This window comes from Nocardioides sp. ChNu-153 (assembly GCF_030466625.1).
Lineage (GTDB): Bacteria > Actinomycetota > Actinomycetes > Propionibacteriales > Nocardioidaceae > Nocardioides.
In genome coordinates this window covers 1-16259 of record NZ_JADEVT010000023.1, presented here as the reverse complement: position 1 = coordinate 16259, position 16259 = coordinate 1, and the positions used below count along the sequence as shown (strand labels likewise).

The following is a 16259-nucleotide window of genomic DNA, read 5'->3' as shown; positions in this document are numbered from 1 at the left end:
CCCGAGCCAGCCCCAGTTCCGATCCAGCCCCGGCCTAGCGCGCGGCGGCCATCGGCCCCGGCGAGGGCCGCCGGGCGGGCGGCGCGAGCCCCTCCTCGCGTGCCCGGCGCAGCAGCTCCTCGACGCGTGCGAGGTCGTCGTCGGAGCCGGGCTCGGCCGGCGCGGACGCGGGACTGCCCGGCCCGGTCGCCGGGCCGTCGAGCGCGAGGCGGTAGTAGGTCTCCTCGAGGTCGAAGTCGAGGTCGGCGACGTGCGCGGTGTGGAGCTCTCCCTGCTCGTCGCGCAGGACGACGGTCTCCCCGGGCTCCAGGCCACGGGTGAGGCGGGTGGCGCCGTGGGCCAGGACGACGCTGCGCGCGCGCCGCGCGAACGGCGAGAGAACGATGTCGATCGTCTCCACAGGTGGTCCTCCCGGCCGGCGAGGGGCCCTCACCCTCGGCGCCGACCTCAACGAACCGACCAGGTGGGGGTCACACCGGTCTGGACCACGCTCCTCCCCGCGGACGGGTGGCGTGCCGGGCCGGTGTTCGCGTCGCCCCTCACCCTCCCCGCGAGGGGCGACGCACGCACGACGCTACCGACGAACGACCGCCCCGACCTCAAGGGAACCTCTGGAAATCCTCCGTTCCCGCCCAGGACCGGCCCGACGGCGCTCAACTGCGGCGCACGAAGATGTGCTCGGCCGCCTCGGGGAAGATCTCGGCGGTCTCGCCGCCGGAGCCGACGAGCACGCCCTCGGAGGTGGCGACGACCGTGACGGTCTTGTCGGGCAGGGCGCCGACGCGGCGCAGCGCGCTCATCAGCGTCTCGTCCTTCTGCATCTCCTCGGAGATCCGCCGCACGTGCACGAGCGCCTCGCTCTCCCCGGCGACGGCCTGCAGCGACTCGACGCCCTGCATGAACTCCTCGGCCGACTGGACCTGACCCAGCTCGTCGAGACCCGGGATGGGGTTGCCGTACGGCGACTCGGTGGGGTTGTCGAGCAGCTCGAGCAGGCGCCGCTCGACGGTCTCGCTCATCACGTGCTCCCAGCGGCACGCCTCCGCGTGCACGAGCTCCCAGTCGAGGCCGATGATGTCGGTCAGCAGCCGCTCGGCGAGCCGGTGCTTGCGCATGACGCGCACGGCCAGGCGGCGCCCGTCGTCGGTGAGCTCGAGGTGGCGGTCGCCCTCGACGGTGAGCAGGCCGTCGCGCTCCATGCGCGCGACCGTCTGCGACACGGTCGGGCCCGACTGGTGGAGACGCTCCGCGATGCGCGCCCGCAGCGGGACGATCCCCTCCTCGACGAGCTCGTAGATCGTGCGCAGGTACATCTCGGTGGTGTCGATGAGATCGCTCACGAGACCCATTCTTGCCTACGGCGCCGACGGGCGCAGAACCGCGAGCCGGGGCCGCTCCTTCCGCCTCCTGGCAGGCTGGTCGGGTGCCCGCCGACCACACCGCCGACCACGCCGTCATGTGGTTCCGCCGCGACCTGCGTCTCGGCGACAACCCCGCGCTGCTCGCCGCCTGCGAGGCCGACGGGGTCCTCCCGCTCTTCGTCCTCGACCCGGCGCTGTGGGACCCGGCCGGGGTCTCCCGCCGGTCCCACCTGGGCGCCGCCCTGCGCGCCCTCGACGCCTCCCTGCGCGCCCACGACGCGCGACTGGCGGTGCTCCACGGGGACCCCGTCGAGCGGGTGGTCGCCGCGGCCCGCGAGGTCGGCGCCGCGACCGTCCACGTCAGCGCCGACTTCAACCCGTACGGCGCGGCACGCGACGAGCGGGTCGCGGAGGCCCTCGCGGAGCACGGCGTCGAGCTCGTCCGCACCGGCTCGCCGTACGCCGTCCCGCCGGGGAGCGTGCGCAAGGCCGACGACTCGGCGTACGCCGTCTTCACCCCCTTCTCCCGCGCCTGGGCCGACCACGGCTGGGACGCCCCGGCCCCCGCCCCCACCCGCCTGCGGGGCCTGACGCTGCAGGACACGGCGGACGTCCCCGAGGTGGAGCTGCCCGAGGGGCTGCGGCTGCCCGACGCCGGCGAGGAGGCCGCGGCGCAGCGCTGGGCGGCGTACGTCGCCGACCACCTCGACGAGTACGCCGAGACCCGCGACCGGCCCGACCTCGACGCGACCTCGAAGATGTCGGTGCACCTGAAGTGGGGCGAGATCCACCCGCGCACGATGCTGGCCGACCTGGGCCGCTCGGCCGGGCGGAGCCGCACCACCTACCGCACGGAGCTGGCGTGGCGGGAGTTCTACGCCGACGTGCTGCACCGCCGCCCCGACTCGGCCCGCCACTACCTGAGGCCCGAGTACGCCCAGATGGCCTACGAGTCGCCCGGCGAGGCGTTCGAGGCCTGGTGCGAGGGCCGCACCGGCTTCCCGATCGTCGACGCCGGGATGCGCCAGCTGCGGGGCGCCGGCTGGATGCACAACCGCGTGCGGATGATCACGGCCAGCTTCCTCGTCAAGGACCTGCACGTGGAGTGGCAGCACGGCGCGCGCCACTTCCTGCACTGGCTCGTCGACGGCGACCTCGCGTCCAACAACCACGGCTGGCAGTGGACCGCCGGCAGCGGCACCGACGCCTCGCCCTTCTTCCGGGTCTTCAACCCCACCTCGCAGGGCCGCAAGTTCGACCCGCAGGGCGCCTACGTGCGGCGCTGGGTGCCCGAGCTGGCGGGGCTGGGTGACGGCGCGGACGTCCACGACCCCGCCCCGGAGGACCGGACGGCGGTCGGCTACCCGGCGCCGATGGTCGACCACAAGGCCGAGCGCGTCGAGGCCCTCGACCGCTGGGAGGCCATCCGGCGCTGAGGGCGGCCTCCGCCGGCTCCCCGGCCTTCCGCGCTGTGCCACGATGGCGGGCATGGTCGCTGTGAACGATCCAAGCTCCCCGTCGACCCCCTCCCCCAGCACCTCGGGCGGCACCCCGGGCGGTTCGGCCGTGCCCGAGGACGGCGCCTGGTGGCGGCACGCGGTCGTCTACCAGGTGTACGTGCGCAGCTTCGCGGACGGCGACGGGGACGGGGTGGGCGACCTCCCGGGCATCACCTCGCGCCTGCCGCACCTGCGCGACCTCGGCGTCGACGCCCTGTGGATCACGCCGTTCTACACGTCCCCGCAGCGCGACCACGGGTACGACGTGGCGGACTACCGCGACGTCGACCCGCTCTTCGGCTCGCTCTCGGACGCCGACGACCTGCTGGCCCGGGCCCACGAGCTCGGCCTCAAGGTGATCGTCGACCTCGTGCCGAACCACACCTCCGACCGGCACCCCTGGTTCCAGGCCGCCCTCGCGGCCGGACCGGGCAGCCCGGAGCGGGCCCGTTACATGTTCGTCGAGGGCCGCGGCGAGGACGGCGACCTGCCGCCCAACAACTGGCCGAGCGTCTTCGGCGGTGATGCGTGGACCCGCGTCACCGAGGCCGACGGCACCCCCGGGCAGTGGTACCTCCACCTCTTCGACTCCACCCAGCCCGACCTGAACTGGCGCAACCCCGAGGTCGGCGACGAGTTCGAGTCGGTGCTGCGCTTCTGGCTCGACCGGGGCGTCGACGGGTTCCGCGTCGACGTCGCCCACGGCCTGTTCAAGGAGGAGGGCCTGCCCGACACCGAGCTGCCCGACCCGGACGCCGACGGCCCGGCATCGATGGTCGAGCTCGCCGGTCTCGACGAGCCGATGTGGGACCAGCCGGAGGTGCACGAGGTCTACCGCCGCTGGCACCGCGTGCTCGCCGACTACGACGACTCCCCGCGGGGCCGGCGCATGGCCGTCGCCGAGTCGTGGGCCCGCACCGCCGAGGCGATCGCCCGCTACGTGCGCCCCGACGAGCTGCAGCAGTCGTTCAACTTCCACTGGCTCTCGGCGGCCTGGTCGGCCGAGGAGTTCGCCGAGGTCGTCACCGAGACGCTTCCGTCGCTGCTGCCGTACGGCGCGACCCCCACCTGGGTGCTGAGCAACCACGACGTGGTGCGCCACGTGACCCGGTACGGCGGGGGCGAGCTCGGCCTGGCCCGGGGCCGTGCCGCGACCCTGGCGATGCTGGGCCTGCCGGGCTCGGCGTACCTCTACCAGGGCGAGGAGCTCGGCCTCGAGCAGGTCGAGGTCGCGCCCGAGGACCGCACCGACCCGTCGTGGTTCCGCACGAAGGACACGGCGAAGCCCGACATCGGTCGCGACGGCTGCCGGGTGCCGATCCCGTGGGGCGACGAGGAGCCGCCGTACGCCTTCGGGCCGGCGGCCGCCGGCAGCCAGCCGTGGTTGCCCCAGCCCGACGGGTGGGCTCCCCTCAGCGTCGCCGCGCAGACCGGGGCCGTGGGCTCGACGCTCGAGTTCTACCGCCGCGCCCTGGCCGCCCGCCGCACCTTCGCCCTGACCGCCGGCGAGGAGGTCGAGATCCTCGACGCCGGCGCCGACGTCTTCGCCTACCGCCGCGGGCCGCTGGTCTGCGTGCTCAACGCGGGCAGCGCGCCCGTGGGGCTGCCCGACGGGGTGGGCGCGCTGGTGCTGAGCAGCGGCGTCGACCCGACGGGCACCCTCGCGCCCGACACCGCCGCCTGGTTCCTCGACGACTGAGCTCCCGGCTAGACCTGGCGCTGCACCAGGGCGGGCTCGACGGTGGTGTTGTAGCGGGTCAGTCCCGCGACGAGGTCGGCGAGCTCCTCGTTCGTCCAGCCCGCCATCGCCCCGACGAAGCGTGACCGGCGGGCCGCGTTGACCTCCGCGAGACGCTCGCGGGCCATGTCGGTCAGCCCGAGCACCAGGGCCCGGGCGTCGTCCGGGTCGGTGGTCCGCTCGACGAGGCCGAGGTCCACGAGCTGGTGGACCGTGCGGCTCATGGCCCCCTTGTCGACCCCGAGCGTGCACCCGATGTCGGCCGCCCGCCCGGAGCCGTCGCGCGCGAGCTGGTCGAGCACGCCGTACCCCAGGGCCGACAGGCCCGGCGCCACGGCGTGACCGCGCTCGGCGACGCTGCGGCGCACGCGCCGCAGGAGCACCCAGATCTCGTGCTCGAGATCGCCGAGCACGGTCAGGTCGATGTCCGTCATCGTCGTGCGCCCACCTCGGTACGGCGCTCCCCGCCCCCCGCGGCCGGTGCGGCCGGGCTCGCGTCGGGAGCGGCGTCAGCCGCCTCCGGGGCGGAGGTCCCGTCGGAGGCCACGTCGAGCGTGGTGCGCAGCGGCACCTCGCGGATCGCCGAGACGAGCAGCAGGGCCACGACGGCGAACGGCACGGCCACGAGGAACAGCAGGGCGGTGGCGTCGCCGTACGCCCCCTGGAACACGTCGCGGACGGGGCCGGGCAGCGTGTCGAGGTCGGGCAGGGCCGTGCTGGAACCGCCGGCCTCGATGCCGAGGCGCGCGAGGCCGTCGGTCACGCTGTCCGCGACGCGGTGGCCGAGCAGCGCCCCGAGGGCGGCGACGCCGGCGGACCCACCGATCGAGCGGAAGAACGTGACGAGGGCGCTGGCCGCGCCCATGTCCCGCTGGGCCGTCTGGTTCTGCACGGCGAGCACGAGGTTCTGCATCGTGGCGCCCAGCCCGACGCCGAGGACGACCATGAAGGCGCCGATCCGCACCAGCGAGGTGGTCTCGTCGATGGTCGACAGCAGGCCCAGGCCGATGACGACGGCGACCATGCCGGAGACGAGGAACCGCTTCCAGCGGCCCGTCTCGGAGATGACGCGGCCGGTGACGACGCTGGAGAGGAAGAGGCCGACGACCATCGGGGTCGACATGAGCCCGGCGTGGGTCGGGCTCATGCCGCGGGCGATCTGGAAGTACTGCGACAGGTAGACCGTCGAGCCGAACATCGCGACACCGACCATGACGGAGGCCAGGGTGGCCAGCGTCGTGGTGCGGTCGGCGAAGAGGCGCAGCGGGATGATGGGCTCCGCGACGCGCTTCTCCACGACCACGGCGGCGGCGAGCAGGAGCAGACCGCCGACGACCATGAGCGCGGTGGTGGGCGAGGCCCAGTCGAACTGGTGGCCGGCGAGCGAGACCCAGGCGAGCAGCACCGAGACGCCGCCGACGATGAGCAGGGCACCCGGGTAGTCGATCCGCGTCCGGGAGCCGCCGGCGCGCGGGGCGGGGGCGGGCAGGTGCAGCGTGCGCTGCAGCACGACGAGGGCGACCAGCGCGACGGGGACGCCGATCCAGAAGGTCCAGCGCCAGCCCAGGCCGGGCGCGTCGACGACGAAGCCGCCGATGAGCGGGCCGCTCACTGTCGCCATCGCGAAGACGGCGCCGATGTAGCCGGAGTAGCGGCCGCGCTCGCGCGGGGTGACGATCGAGGCGATGACGACCATGACGAGGGCGGTCATGCCACCGACGCCGAGGCCGGTGACGGCGCGGGCGGCGATGAGCGCGCCCATGTCCTGCGCGAACCCGGCGGCGACCGAGCCGACGATGTAGGTCACGAGCGCGACCTGCACGAGGCGCTTCTTGTCGACGAGGTCGGCGAGCTTGCCCCAGATGGGCGTGGACGCGGTCATCGTCAGCAGGGTGGCGACGACGACCCACGTGTAGCCGGCCTCGCCGCCGTCGAGGTCGACGACGATGCTCGGCAGAGCGTTCGTCACGATGGTCGAGGAGAGCATCGCGACGAACATCGCGAGCAGCAGGCCCGACATCACGGTGAGGATCTCGCGGTGCGTCATGGGCACCTCGGCGCGGACCTCGGGGTCGACCGGTGAGTGGGGGTGGGTGGCGGTCGGTTCCTCGACCGCCCGGGACGGCTTCGTCACCATGGGCAGGACCTTCGTTCTCTCAGCGTCAGGGACCGCGGGAGGGGCACGCGGCGTTGGTTGTCATCTGCAACCATACGCCGATGGTTGCAGATTGCAACCAATGACGCTGTGACCTGCCCCTCGGACCGACCGTCCGCCGTACCGGACCCGCCGCTCGCCGCCGCGCCACCTCCTCCCGGCCGCCCGGACGGGACAAACGGGCGGCGACGGGTCAGAGTGGGGTCCATGACGACGTCCTCGGTGCGCGTGTTCCTCGTCGACGACCACGAGGTGGTGCGTCGGGGCCTCCGCGCGCTGCTGGAGTCCGACGGCGACCTCGAGGTCGTGGGCGAGGCCGGCACCGTCGCGGCCGGCCTCGAGGGCATCCTCGCGACCAGGCCCGACGTGGCCGTCCTCGACGCGCGTCTGCCCGACGGCTCCGGCATCGAGCTGTGCCGGGAGGTGAAGGCGGCGACGGAGGGCATGCGGGCGCTCATCCTCACGAGCTACGACGACGACGAGGCGCTGCAGAGCGCGGTCCTCGCGGGCGCGGACGGCTACGTGCTGAAGGAGATCGGCGGCAGCTCGCTGCTCAGCGGGGTGCGCGCCGTCGCCAGCGGGCACTCGCTCATCGACCCGATGGTGGCGATCCGCGCGATGGAGCGGCTGCGAGAGAGCACCCAGCGCGGCGCCGACACCGACGCGTCCGCCCTCACCCCGCAGCAGCAGCGCATCCTCGCTCTGGTCGGCCGGGGGATGACGAACCGCGAGATCGCCGACGAGCTCTTCCTGTCGGAGAAGACGGTGAAGAACCACATCACCCACCTCCTCGCGCGCCTGGGGGTGAAGCGCCGCACCCAGGCCGCGCTCATCGCCGCCCAGATGCGGCTGACCGACCCGCCGCCCCCGCGCCGCTAGCGCAGGAAGTCGACGAGGCTGCGCTGCAGGTACGACGGGGCGCGCGCCGCACGGGCGCGCCGGCGCTCGCGCAGGTCGACGACGGTCGCGAGGCCGGCGTCCGTGCCGGCGACGCCGTCGGCGGCCCCGGCGTCGCGCCACGGCGGGTCGAGCACCAGGACGTCCCCGCCCTCCCCCGGCGGACTCCCAGGGGTACGTCGCCCACCGGGCCCGTCGGTCGGACCTGCGCCCGCGGCGAGGACCGCGCCGTCGGCCGCGGCGCCATCGAGCCCGTCGCCGCGGCCCGCGGCCTCCAGGGTCGCGATCGCCCGGGTCTGCGCGACGAGGGCGATGCGGTGCTCGCCGAGGAGGTGGCGCCACGGTTCCGGTGCGCCGGCGGCGAGCTCGCGCAGCGACGCCCCGGACGCGAGTCCCAAGCCGGCGGCGAGGTCGTCGGCGACGACGGCGCGCAGCAGCTCGGTGCCCCGCAGGGTCGCGAGCACCGCGTCCGTCTCCCCGGTCCCCGCCGCGGCGCCACCGGTCCGGCCGGCACCGCCGTCGGCGAGGGCCCGCCCGGTCGCCGCGAGCTCGTCGGCGAGCGCGTCGAGGAGGTCGCGCTCGCGCCAGAGGATCATCCAGAGCTCCTCCACACCCACCTCCTCGCTCCACGGGCACGGCCCACCGGGCCGGGTCGCGTCCGTCGCGACCCCCCTCCGATCGGCGTCGTCGCCGTCGCCCTGAGGGGTTCGGTCGACCTCCTGCGGGGCGATCCGACCGCCGCCCTCGGCAGTCGGGGTGCGGCGCGGCGTCCAGGGCACGCCGCCGGACCCCTTGAGCCCGTCTTGAGGTTCGCTTGCACGGGCCTTCGGGCGGACCGGGACCGGGACCTCCTGCATGACCATCCCGGACTAGCCGGTCCGGGACGAAGGTCCCGACCCGCGCGCCGCTTCAGCCCGATTACCACGCAGGGTGGTGCTTCTCGCGCCGGACGCGCCGACGATTGACTCATGAGCCCGAACGCAGCCCACGACCAGGAAGCGCTGGTCACGTCGCACGTCGCCCTGGTCGGCCACATCGTCCGCGAGACGATGGCGCGCGTCCCGGCCCACGTCAGCCGCGACGACCTCACCTCCGCCGGCCTGACCGCGCTCGTGCAGGCCGCGCAGGGTTTCGAGGAGGACCGCGGGGTGCCGTTCACCCGGTACGCCGCCCGGCGCATCCGCGGCGCGATCCTCGACGAGCTGCGCAGCGTCGACTGGGCCTCGCGCTCGGTGCGCCGGCGCGCCCGGGACCTCGACGAGACCCGCGCGCAGCTGGCCGCCACCCTGGGCCGCCCGGCGCGCGCCGAGGAGGTGGCGACCGAAGCGGGTCTCTCCGTCGCCGAGGTCGAGTCCAACGACGACGACATCGCCCGGGCCCAGGTGCTCTCGCTGCACAGCACCACGGGAACCGCGCTCGAGGACACGCTGGTCAGCACCGCCGCGACGCCCGAGGAGCTCGTGGAGGACCGGGAGCAGCTGCAGTACCTCGTGGCGGCCGTCGCCGAGCTCCCCGAGCGCCAGCGCGTCGTGGTGGAGGGCTACTTCTTCGCCGAGCGCCCGATGGCCGAGATCGCGGCCGAGCTGGGCGTCAGCGAGTCCCGCATCTCCCAGATCCGCGCCGAGGCCCTCGTGCTCCTGCGTGACGCCTTGCACCACGCCCTCACGCCCGAGCTCGTGCAGCCGGCCGCGCGACCCGGGGGCTGCGCCGCCCGTCGACGCGACTCCTACGTCAGCGCCGTGATGGCGCGCCACGCGGCGAGCTCCGGTCGCCCGCCCGCCGTGCTGGCGGTCTGACGCCGACCCTGCCCCGGCCGTGGCCGGGTCAGTGGTCGCGCAGCATCTCGATGAGCTCGGCCTTGCGCTTGCCCGAGTAGCCCGACAGGCCGAGCTCCTTCGCCCGTCCGCGCAGGTCGTCGACCGTCCACTCGTCGTACGACGGGGACGAGCCGCCCCGCTTGCCCACCGTGCTGGCCCCGTCGCGCGCCGTTGCGTTCGCGATGCGTGCCGCCTTCTCCTTGGACGCGCCGTCGTCGCGCAGGTCCTCGTACAGCTTCTTGTTCTTCACGCTGGGCCCGGGGTCACGCTTCTTCTCGGTCGCCACGGCGTCCTCCTTCGTCGCTGTCGCAGGTGGTCCCGACCGTAGCGCGCCCGTCGAGCCGGACTGCCGGATCGCGTCCCTCACCACCTGGTGGTCCGCGGCGCCGACCTCGAGGAAGCCCGGACGGAAGACCACGCCCCACCCCGGGGCGTCGCGGACGAACGACAGCCGGCCGAGCAGCCCCTGCACCTCCGGCTCCCCGCCGGCGTCCAGCTCGACGTCGACGAACCACGAGCCGTGCACGTCCCCCTCGACCTGGTACGGCGCCTCCCCCCGGACGAACCCCGCCGCCGTGAAGCGCCGTACCGGCGGGCCGGCCTTGTTGCGCTCACGGGGGGAGTAGACGACCACGCCGTCCCCCGCGGCGGTGCGCCGCAGGCGTCCCTCCCCGGTGGCGGACAGGCGCAGCCGCCCCTCCGTGCGGGCGCGCAGCGCGTCCTCCCGGCTCAGCACGAACAACCAGTGACGGGCGGGGCGCTCGGCCCCGGCGACGTCTGCCGACATCAGCGTCTCCTCCGACTCCGCGGCGCACGGTGCGCCGCGGGCCACCCATGCTGACCCGGCGCGGCCCGGGCCGGTGGCGCGCCGACCGGCCTGGGGACGACGACCCCGCGACGCCGGGCTGTGGACGTTTCCCGGCCCTGTGGAGGAGCGGTCGCGCCGGTGGTCGCGCCCGCCGACGCTGGGTGCCATGACGGACGACCAGCACTCCCGGCCTCACCGACCCCCGAGCTCGCCACCCCCCGGCTCACGGGCCGACCCCCGGCCCGACGGCCGGTTCCCACCCCCCGGTGCTCCGCCTCTCGTGGTGCGCACCCAGGGCGACCTCGAGCGCGCCTGGACCCGCCTGATGAGCCCGTCGGGCTTCTCGGCGGCGGCGCTGTGGATCGGGTTCGTCGACGCCGAGACCGACGTCCTCCTGGAGCAGCTCGTGGAGGTCAGCGACCTGCCCGCGCGCATGGACCCCGACGACGTCGAGTCGGTCGCCGTGCTCCTGCGCCACCTCGACGCGACCGTCCTCGGCGGCTCCCACCGGTTCGCCTTCCTGGTGGCGCGCCCGGGCCCCGACGTCGTGACGGACCAGGACCGCGCGCACGCCCGCGGCCTGCTCGACGCCTGCGCCCGGGCGGGCACGAGCCACGAGGTCGTGCACCTCGCCACGGACTCACGGGTGCGCCCCGTGCCGCTCGACGACGTGGCGCCCGGGTGAGCCCACCCCCGGCCGACCCCGCCCCAGGCCGACCCCGCCCCCGGCCGGGCCTGCGACCTCAGCGCCGCTCGAGCAGCGTGACGACCTCGTGGTGCGCGGTGTGCGGGAACATGTCGAGCAGCCGGGCGCGCACGGGCCGCAGGGACGGCATGGCCTCGAGGTCGCGGGCGAGCGTGCGCGCGTTGCAGCTGGAGTAGACGACGTGACGCACCGACGAGGCCTCGAGCCAGGCAGCGAGCCGCTCGCCGATCCCCCGCCGCGGCGGGTTCACCACGACGAGGTCCGGCGCCGCCCCGTCCTCGAGCGCGCTGGTGGCGTCGCCGGCCAGGAAACGGGCGTCCAGGCCGAGCTCGCGGGCGCTGCGGGTGGCGCTCTCGACGGCCGCGGCGCTCACCTCGACGCCCACCACGTCGCGGCCGCGGCCCGCGACGTGCAGCGCGAACCCGCCGACGCCGCAGTAGAGGTCGGCGACGCTGCTCGGCGCCGCCTCGTCGACCCACGACCGTCCCTGGCGGTAGAGCGCCGCGGCGACCTCGGTGTTGGTCTGGAAGAAGCTCTGCGGCAGCAGGTGGAGGTCGACGTCGTTGACCCGCATGCGCAAGGACGCCTCGTCGGTCAGCACGAGCTCCCGCTCGCCCTCGAGCACCGCCTTGTGCTCGGGCTGCAGGTTGACCGACACCACCCGCGCCCCGGGGACGTCGGCGAGCAGCGCCGGCAGGTGCTTGCGCAGCCGGCTCACCGCCTCCTCCGAGCGCAGCACGAACCGCACCATGAGCTCGCCGTCGGGCGAGCTCGTGACGAGGAGGTGCTTGAGCTCCCCGCGGCGGGTGCTCACGTCGTACGGCGCGACGCGCGCCCGTGCCACCGCGTCGGCGAGCGCGGGCAGCGCGGCGACGATCGGGGTCTCGTGGAGGGGGCAGTCGCGCAGGTCCACCCCGTGGCCCCGGGGGTCCAGGATGCCGAGCGTGGGCGCGTCGACGCTGCCCCCGACGACCATCTTGGCCTTGTTGCGGAAGTGCGCGGTGCGGCTGCGGACGGTCGGCTCCCAGACCAGGTCCGCACGCTCGCCCACGAGGGCCCGGACCTCGTCCTCCAGCGCGCGCACCTGCGCGTCGTACGAACGGCTCAGCCACCCGCACGAGCGGCAGCGGCCGGTGTCGAAGTGGCCGCAGGGCGTGCCGCGTGACAGCAGGTCCGTCCGGACGCCCGCCGCTGCGTCCCCGCCGTCCGTCCCGACCACCCGGCGACGGTAGCAAGAGCGCGGGTCGCGGGCGCGATCGCGCATCACGGGGGCCGCCGGGTGCCATGCTGCCGCCATGCCCGTCCTCGTCGCGGCCCTCGTGGTCGGCCTCGCCCTCGTCGGCCTGGTCGCGCTCGTCCTCGGACTCGTGCTCCTCGCCCACCGTCCCCGCAGCGGCCGCCGACGCCTACCCCTCGCTGCGGCGCTGCTCGTCCTCGGGGTCGCCGCCCTCGTGGTCTCCGAGCTGGGGCCCCGCCAGCTCGCCGAGTCGCTGCCCGCCGAGGACGAGTGCCTGCCCGCGGGGATCGACGTCGACCTGAGCGCCGTCCCCGTGGCCGTGCAGCTCCTCGGCGGTCGGGTCGAGGGCACCGCCCGCCTCGACGAGGCCGGCCTCCAGCGCTTCGTCGAGGAGCAGCTCGAGGGCTCGGCGTTCGCCGGTGCCGACCCCACGGTCGACCTCGGCGGCGGCGAGGTCACCCTCGAGCTGGCCTACGACGCCGTGCTCGGCTCCATCCCGCTCTCCGCCAGCGTGGTGCCGTCCCTCGAGGACGGCGCGCTGGAGCTGACCCCGTCGGGTGTCTCCGTCGCCGGTGTCGACACGCCGGGGTGGATGGTGGACGCCGTCGTGACCCTCGGGCTCGACGAGACCCTCGCCGAGGCGATGGCCGGCGACGGTGCCTGCGGCGCGGGGCGCGACGGGGGCGACGGCGGTGACGGCGACGTGCGGCTCGACGACGTCGTGGTCACCGAGCGGCTCGAGGTGGCGTTCACCGTCCCGGTCGGCTGAACCTGTCGCGCGGGTCCAGGCGGCGCGTGCTTTCTGCCAGTTTTGGTGTAACACTCCCGGTGTCACATTCGGCTCCAGGAGGTACGTCAGGTGTTCTCCCCGCTGGTCCACACCCGCCAGGGCTCCGGTGAGCCGGTCGTGCTCATCCACGGCATCGGTCACCGCCGCCAGGCCTGGGGTCCGGTCTTCGACCGGCTCGCCGAGCGGTACGACGTGATCGCCGTGGACCTCGCCGGCTTCGGTGAGTCACCCGCGTTCCCGGCCGGCGTGCCGTACACGATGGACGTGGCCTGCGAGCACCTCGGCGAGCAGTTCGCCGCCTGGGGCATCGAGCGCCCCCACGTGGTGGGCAACTCCCTCGGCGGGGCGATCGCCCTCGAGCTCGGCGCCCGCGGTCTGGCCCGGTCGGTCACCGCGCTGAGCCCGGCCGGCTTCTTCGGTCGCTTCGACCGGTACCAGGCGCTCGGTATCCTCTCCGTGCTCCGGCTCGTGGCCCAGCTGCCCGACCGCTGGCTGGCCGCCGCCGCCCGACCGGCGCTCGGACGCCGGCTCATCGGCCTGGCGCTCTACGCCCACCCCGAGCGGCACGACCGCGACCGCACGTACGGCGACGCGCTGGCCCTCAAGCACTGCGAGGGCTTCGAGGCGGTGGCGAAGGAGGGGCTCGACTACGAGTTCCGTCTGGACGTCACGGTGCCGACGACCGTCGCCTGGGGGACGAAGGACCGCATCCTCCCCTACCGCCAGTCCGCGCGGGCGCGCCACCGCCTGCCGCAGGCCCACCACGTGCCGCTGGTCGGCGCGGGGCACGTGCCGATGAGCGACAGCCCCGACGAGATCGTCGCCCTGGTCGACGCCACCGTCGGCCGCGCCCGCACGGGCGCCGCGGCCTGAGGGTCCCCGACCGCTCTGCCACCCTGGTGCGGTGACCCCGCCCTGGCCGTTGCCCCACCGCGCCGACCTGCGTGACCGCCTGCTGGCGGCGTACGCCGACGGGCGCGGCTACCACGACGTGCGGCACCTCACCGAGGTGCTCGAGCGGCTCGCGGAGCTGGGGTGGGCCGAGGACCGGGTGGTGACGCTCGCGGCCTGGTTCCACGACGCGGTGTACGACGGGCGACCCGGGGCGGAGGAGCGCTCGGCGCAGCTGGCGGAGTCCGAGCTGGCGGGGGAGGACGTCGACCACCACGAGGTGGCCCGCCTCGTGCGGGTCACGGCCGACCACACGACCGCCCCGGGGGACGCGCGTGGGGCCGCCCTCTGCGACGCCGACCTCGCGATCCTCGCCGCGCCGGCGGCCCGGTACGCCGCGTACGTCGCCGGCGTGCGCCGGGAGTACGCCGCCGTCGCCGACGCCGACTTCCGACGGGGCCGTCTCGCGGTGCTGGAGGACCTGGCGGGGCGCCCCCACCTGTTCCGCACGGCGTACGCCCGCGAGCACTGGGAAGCGTCGGCCCGCCGCAACCTGGCCGCCGAGATCAGGGACCTGGGCGGCGCCTGAGCAGGTTCACCGGGGGCGCTTGGGTCGGCGCAGTCCGGCTCGGGCCAGCCTGCGCACCAGGTCGCGCGGCCGCACGACCTCGGCACCTGCCGCGACCGCGGCGTCGAACAGCGAGTCCGGGACGTCGTAGTGGTCCCGGTCGAAAGCCCGCGGCGGCACCCCGAGGGCAGCGGCGAAGGCGTGCAGCTCGTCGTACGACGTGTCGGAGACCAGGTGCGACCACCAACGGTCCCGCCACTGCACCTGCGGCGGGTCGATGAGGATGGCCACGAGAGCAGCGTAGGGCTCGGACGCCGGGGACGGAGCGGTCGGTGCCCTGCGGGGGCACCGACCGGGGCGTCACTCGCCGGAGCGGTCCAGCTTCTTCTCCAGGGCGGCGGCCCGCTCGCCGGCGTCGGTGACGTCGTCACCGTCGATGGCGTGGGTGCGGTGGAACCACTCGAGGGCGTCCGAGTCCCGGCCGGCCGCGAGCAGGGCCTCGGCGTAGACGTACCGCAGCCGCACCACCCAGGCCGCGCGGGTCTTGTTGTTGAGCGGCGCCTGCTCGAGCGTGCGCAGCGCGGCGTCGTGCTGGCCCAGGTCGAGGCGCGCGCCGGCCTCGACGATCGTCATCTCGGCCTTGGCCTCGACCGGGAAGCCGGCGACGGACGGGCTGTGGGCGAGCTTCAGCGCCTGCTCCGGCTGGCCCAGGGCGCGGTGGCAGTCGGCCATGATCGGCAGGTACGCCGTCACGCCGTTCATCCGCTTGGCGGCCCGCAGCTCGGCGAGCGCCTCCTTGTAGTGCCCGGCTGCGTAGGCCGCCTCGCCCACGGCCTCGCGCACCATCGCCAGGCGGGCAGCACGCGCCCGCGCGGCCAGCGTGTGCTGGTACGCCGTCTCCGGGTCGGTGTCGATGAGGCGGCTGGCCGCCACGAGGTGACGCGCGACGCGGGCCGCGAGCTTCTCGGGCAGGCCCTTCAGCTGCGCGGCCAGGTTGCGGTCGAGCTCCTTGCCGGTGATGTCGTCCTCGAGCGGGGGGCCGTCGTACACGGCCTGGTCGACCGAGCGCTCGACGCGGTCGCGCTGCTCGCCGGACCGGTAGGGGCGGTCTGCGCGCGGGCCACCGGGCCCACCCGAACGACCCGCACCGGGGCCACGTCGGTCGCCACCGCGGGGCGCGCCGCTGCGCGCTCCCCCGCCGCTGCGGCCCTCTCCGCCGGCACCGGGACGGCCGGAGCCGCCACCTCCGGGGGTACGACGCGGCCCACCCGACGCGGCGCCGTCCTTGCCGCCGCCACCGCCGTAGCTGCGGCCACCGCCGCCGGCCGAGGAGCCACCGGAGGACGAGCCTCCCGGTCGCCCGCCCGGGCGCTGGGGCCGGCCGTTCCCGCCGCCACCCTGGCGGGGGCCACCGGAGGACCGACGTCCCTTGCTGCTGTCGTCTGCCACGGCTGTCTCCTCGTACGTCGCGATCAGGGCGCTCGCGACGCCCCAGAAAAGAGACTAGGGGCTGTCACGACGCGGTGCGTCGTGACAGCCCCTAGGAAAGAATGTCCGGCGGCGTCCTACTCTCCCACGACCTCCCGGTCGCAGTACCATCGGCGCTGAGAGGCTTAACTTCCGGGTTCGGAATGGGACCGGGTGTTTCCCTCTCGCTATGACCGCCGTAACTCTATTGACTTACACATCCCCGCATCTCGTCCCCACCGGTCAAGTGTGGGGGCAGCGGGATGGTGTGTTGTCTCAGACACCAGACAGTGGACGCGAACAATAACAAGCAGCATGACGATTG

At 74.8% G+C, this 16259-nt stretch carries 17 protein-coding genes and 1 rRNA gene; 8 read left to right on the top strand and 10 right to left on the bottom strand.

The window, feature by feature from the left end; genetic code table 11:
- Positions 1-34: 34 nt before the first annotated feature.
- Both INN71_RS17780 and INN71_RS17775 read right to left on the bottom strand, forming a co-directional pair.
- Positions 35-400, bottom strand: a complete 366-nt coding sequence (locus INN71_RS17780) for a hypothetical protein (protein WP_277501267.1) — start codon at positions 398-400, stop codon at positions 35-37.
- A gap of 253 nt (positions 401-653) precedes the next feature.
- Positions 654-1340 carry a metal-dependent transcriptional regulator gene (locus INN71_RS17775; RefSeq protein ID WP_277501266.1) on the bottom strand — a complete coding sequence of 229 codons (687 nt, stop codon included), beginning with the start codon at positions 1338-1340 and terminating at the stop codon, positions 654-656.
- An 83-nt stretch (positions 1341-1423) separates the two neighbouring features.
- Between INN71_RS17775 and INN71_RS17770 the strand changes: the two genes are divergently transcribed.
- Positions 1424-2797: a deoxyribodipyrimidine photo-lyase gene (locus INN71_RS17770; protein ID WP_301801429.1), complete on the top strand. Its 1374-nt coding sequence runs from the start codon at positions 1424-1426 to the stop codon at positions 2795-2797.
- A 52-nt stretch (positions 2798-2849) separates the two neighbouring features.
- On the top strand, positions 2850-4559 hold the full coding sequence (locus INN71_RS17765; RefSeq protein WP_301801427.1) for a glycoside hydrolase family 13 protein: 1710 nt from the start codon (positions 2850-2852) through the stop codon (positions 4557-4559).
- 8 nt (positions 4560-4567) lie between these two features.
- Here INN71_RS17765 and INN71_RS17760 read toward each other — a convergent pair whose 3' ends face one another.
- Both INN71_RS17760 and INN71_RS17755 read right to left on the bottom strand, forming a co-directional pair.
- Positions 4568-5032 (bottom strand): MarR family winged helix-turn-helix transcriptional regulator, encoded by a 465-nt coding sequence (locus INN71_RS17760; RefSeq protein WP_301801425.1) that lies wholly within the window; start codon positions 5030-5032, stop codon positions 4568-4570.
- A complete protein-coding gene (locus INN71_RS17755; RefSeq protein WP_367619050.1) occupies positions 5029-6735 on the bottom strand; it encodes an MDR family MFS transporter in 1707 nt (568 codons plus the stop codon). Before INN71_RS17755 ends, INN71_RS17760 begins: the two co-directional genes overlap by 4 nt.
- Positions 6736-6960: 225 nt before the next feature.
- Between INN71_RS17755 and INN71_RS17750 the strand changes: the two genes are divergently transcribed.
- Positions 6961-7632, top strand: coding sequence for a response regulator transcription factor (locus INN71_RS17750; protein ID WP_301801423.1), 672 nt, complete (start codon positions 6961-6963; stop codon positions 7630-7632).
- On the opposite strand, the gene INN71_RS17745 is transcribed toward INN71_RS17750, so the two are convergent.
- Positions 7629-8261 (bottom strand): hypothetical protein, encoded by a 633-nt coding sequence (locus INN71_RS17745; protein WP_277501260.1) that lies wholly within the window; start codon positions 8259-8261, stop codon positions 7629-7631. The two genes, INN71_RS17750 and INN71_RS17745, sit on opposite strands and share 4 nt — an antisense overlap.
- A gap of 357 nt (positions 8262-8618) precedes the next feature.
- Here INN71_RS17745 and INN71_RS17740 point away from each other — a divergent pair, with 357 nt between their 5' ends.
- A complete protein-coding gene (locus INN71_RS17740) occupies positions 8619-9446 on the top strand; it encodes a sigma-70 family RNA polymerase sigma factor (RefSeq protein ID WP_277501259.1) in 828 nt (275 codons plus the stop codon).
- 28 nt (positions 9447-9474) lie between these two features.
- Here the strand turns inward: INN71_RS17740 and INN71_RS17735 are convergent, their stop codons facing one another.
- The gene (locus INN71_RS17735) at positions 9475-10254 is read right to left on the bottom strand and encodes a Rho termination factor N-terminal domain-containing protein (protein WP_277501257.1); all 780 of its coding nucleotides are present in this window, start codon (positions 10252-10254) and stop codon (positions 9475-9477) included.
- 304 nt (positions 10255-10558) lie between these two features.
- On the opposite strand from INN71_RS17735, the gene INN71_RS17730 reads away from it, so the two are divergent.
- The gene (locus INN71_RS17730; protein WP_277501256.1) at positions 10559-10960 is read left to right on the top strand and encodes a hypothetical protein; all 402 of its coding nucleotides are present in this window, start codon (positions 10559-10561) and stop codon (positions 10958-10960) included.
- A 58-nt stretch (positions 10961-11018) separates the two neighbouring features.
- Here INN71_RS17730 and rlmC read toward each other — a convergent pair whose 3' ends face one another.
- Complete coding sequence (gene rlmC / locus INN71_RS17725; protein ID WP_277501255.1) at positions 11019-12200, bottom strand: 23S rRNA (uracil(747)-C(5))-methyltransferase RlmC; 1182 nt, start codon at positions 12198-12200, stop codon at positions 11019-11021.
- Between the two features lie 76 nt (positions 12201-12276).
- Between rlmC and INN71_RS17720 the strand changes: the two genes are divergently transcribed.
- The 3 genes from INN71_RS17720 to INN71_RS17710 all read left to right on the top strand — a co-directional run bounded on the left by INN71_RS17720 (position 12277) and on the right by INN71_RS17710 (position 14488).
- The gene (locus INN71_RS17720) at positions 12277-12987 is read left to right on the top strand and encodes a hypothetical protein (protein ID WP_277501254.1); all 711 of its coding nucleotides are present in this window, start codon (positions 12277-12279) and stop codon (positions 12985-12987) included.
- 90 nt (positions 12988-13077) lie between these two features.
- A complete protein-coding gene (locus INN71_RS17715; RefSeq protein WP_277501253.1) occupies positions 13078-13881 on the top strand; it encodes an alpha/beta fold hydrolase in 804 nt (267 codons plus the stop codon).
- Positions 13882-13912: 31 nt separating this feature from the next.
- Entirely contained in the window at positions 13913-14488 is a 576-nt protein-coding gene (locus INN71_RS17710; RefSeq protein WP_277501252.1) for a hypothetical protein, read from the top strand.
- A 6-nt stretch (positions 14489-14494) separates the two neighbouring features.
- Here INN71_RS17710 and INN71_RS17705 read toward each other — a convergent pair whose 3' ends face one another.
- The 3 genes from INN71_RS17705 to rrf form a co-directional block, all read right to left on the bottom strand.
- The gene (locus tag INN71_RS17705) at positions 14495-14758 is read right to left on the bottom strand and encodes a DUF4031 domain-containing protein (protein ID WP_277501251.1); all 264 of its coding nucleotides are present in this window, start codon (positions 14756-14758) and stop codon (positions 14495-14497) included.
- A gap of 69 nt (positions 14759-14827) precedes the next feature.
- Positions 14828-15517 carry a hypothetical protein gene (locus INN71_RS17700; protein WP_277501249.1) on the bottom strand — a complete coding sequence of 230 codons (690 nt, stop codon included), beginning with the start codon at positions 15515-15517 and terminating at the stop codon, positions 14828-14830.
- A 502-nt stretch (positions 15518-16019) separates the two neighbouring features.
- Positions 16020-16136: ribosomal RNA gene (gene rrf / locus INN71_RS17695) — 5S ribosomal RNA — on the bottom strand.
- Between the last annotated feature and the right edge of the window lie 123 nt (positions 16137-16259).

Excerpts from the sequence above, each read along its gene's own strand:
- INN71_RS17765 (WP_301801427.1), top strand. The coding sequence starts at position 2,850 with ATGGTCGCTGTGAACGATCCAAGCTCCCCGTCGACCCCCTCCCCCAGC.
- INN71_RS17720 (WP_277501254.1), top strand. The coding sequence starts at position 12,277 with ATGCCCGTCCTCGTCGCGGCCCTCGTGGTCGGCCTCGCCCTCGTCGGC.
- INN71_RS17740 (WP_277501259.1), top strand. The coding sequence starts at position 8,619 with ATGAGCCCGAACGCAGCCCACGACCAGGAAGCGCTGGTCACGTCGCAC.
- INN71_RS17755 (WP_367619050.1), bottom strand. The coding sequence starts at position 6,735 with ATGGTGACGAAGCCGTCCCGGGCGGTCGAGGAACCGACCGCCACCCAC.
- INN71_RS17735 (WP_277501257.1), bottom strand. The coding sequence starts at position 10,254 with ATGTCGGCAGACGTCGCCGGGGCCGAGCGCCCCGCCCGTCACTGGTTG.
- INN71_RS17750 (WP_301801423.1), top strand. The coding sequence starts at position 6,961 with ATGACGACGTCCTCGGTGCGCGTGTTCCTCGTCGACGACCACGAGGTG.
- INN71_RS17760 (WP_301801425.1), bottom strand. The coding sequence starts at position 5,032 with ATGACGGACATCGACCTGACCGTGCTCGGCGATCTCGAGCACGAGATC.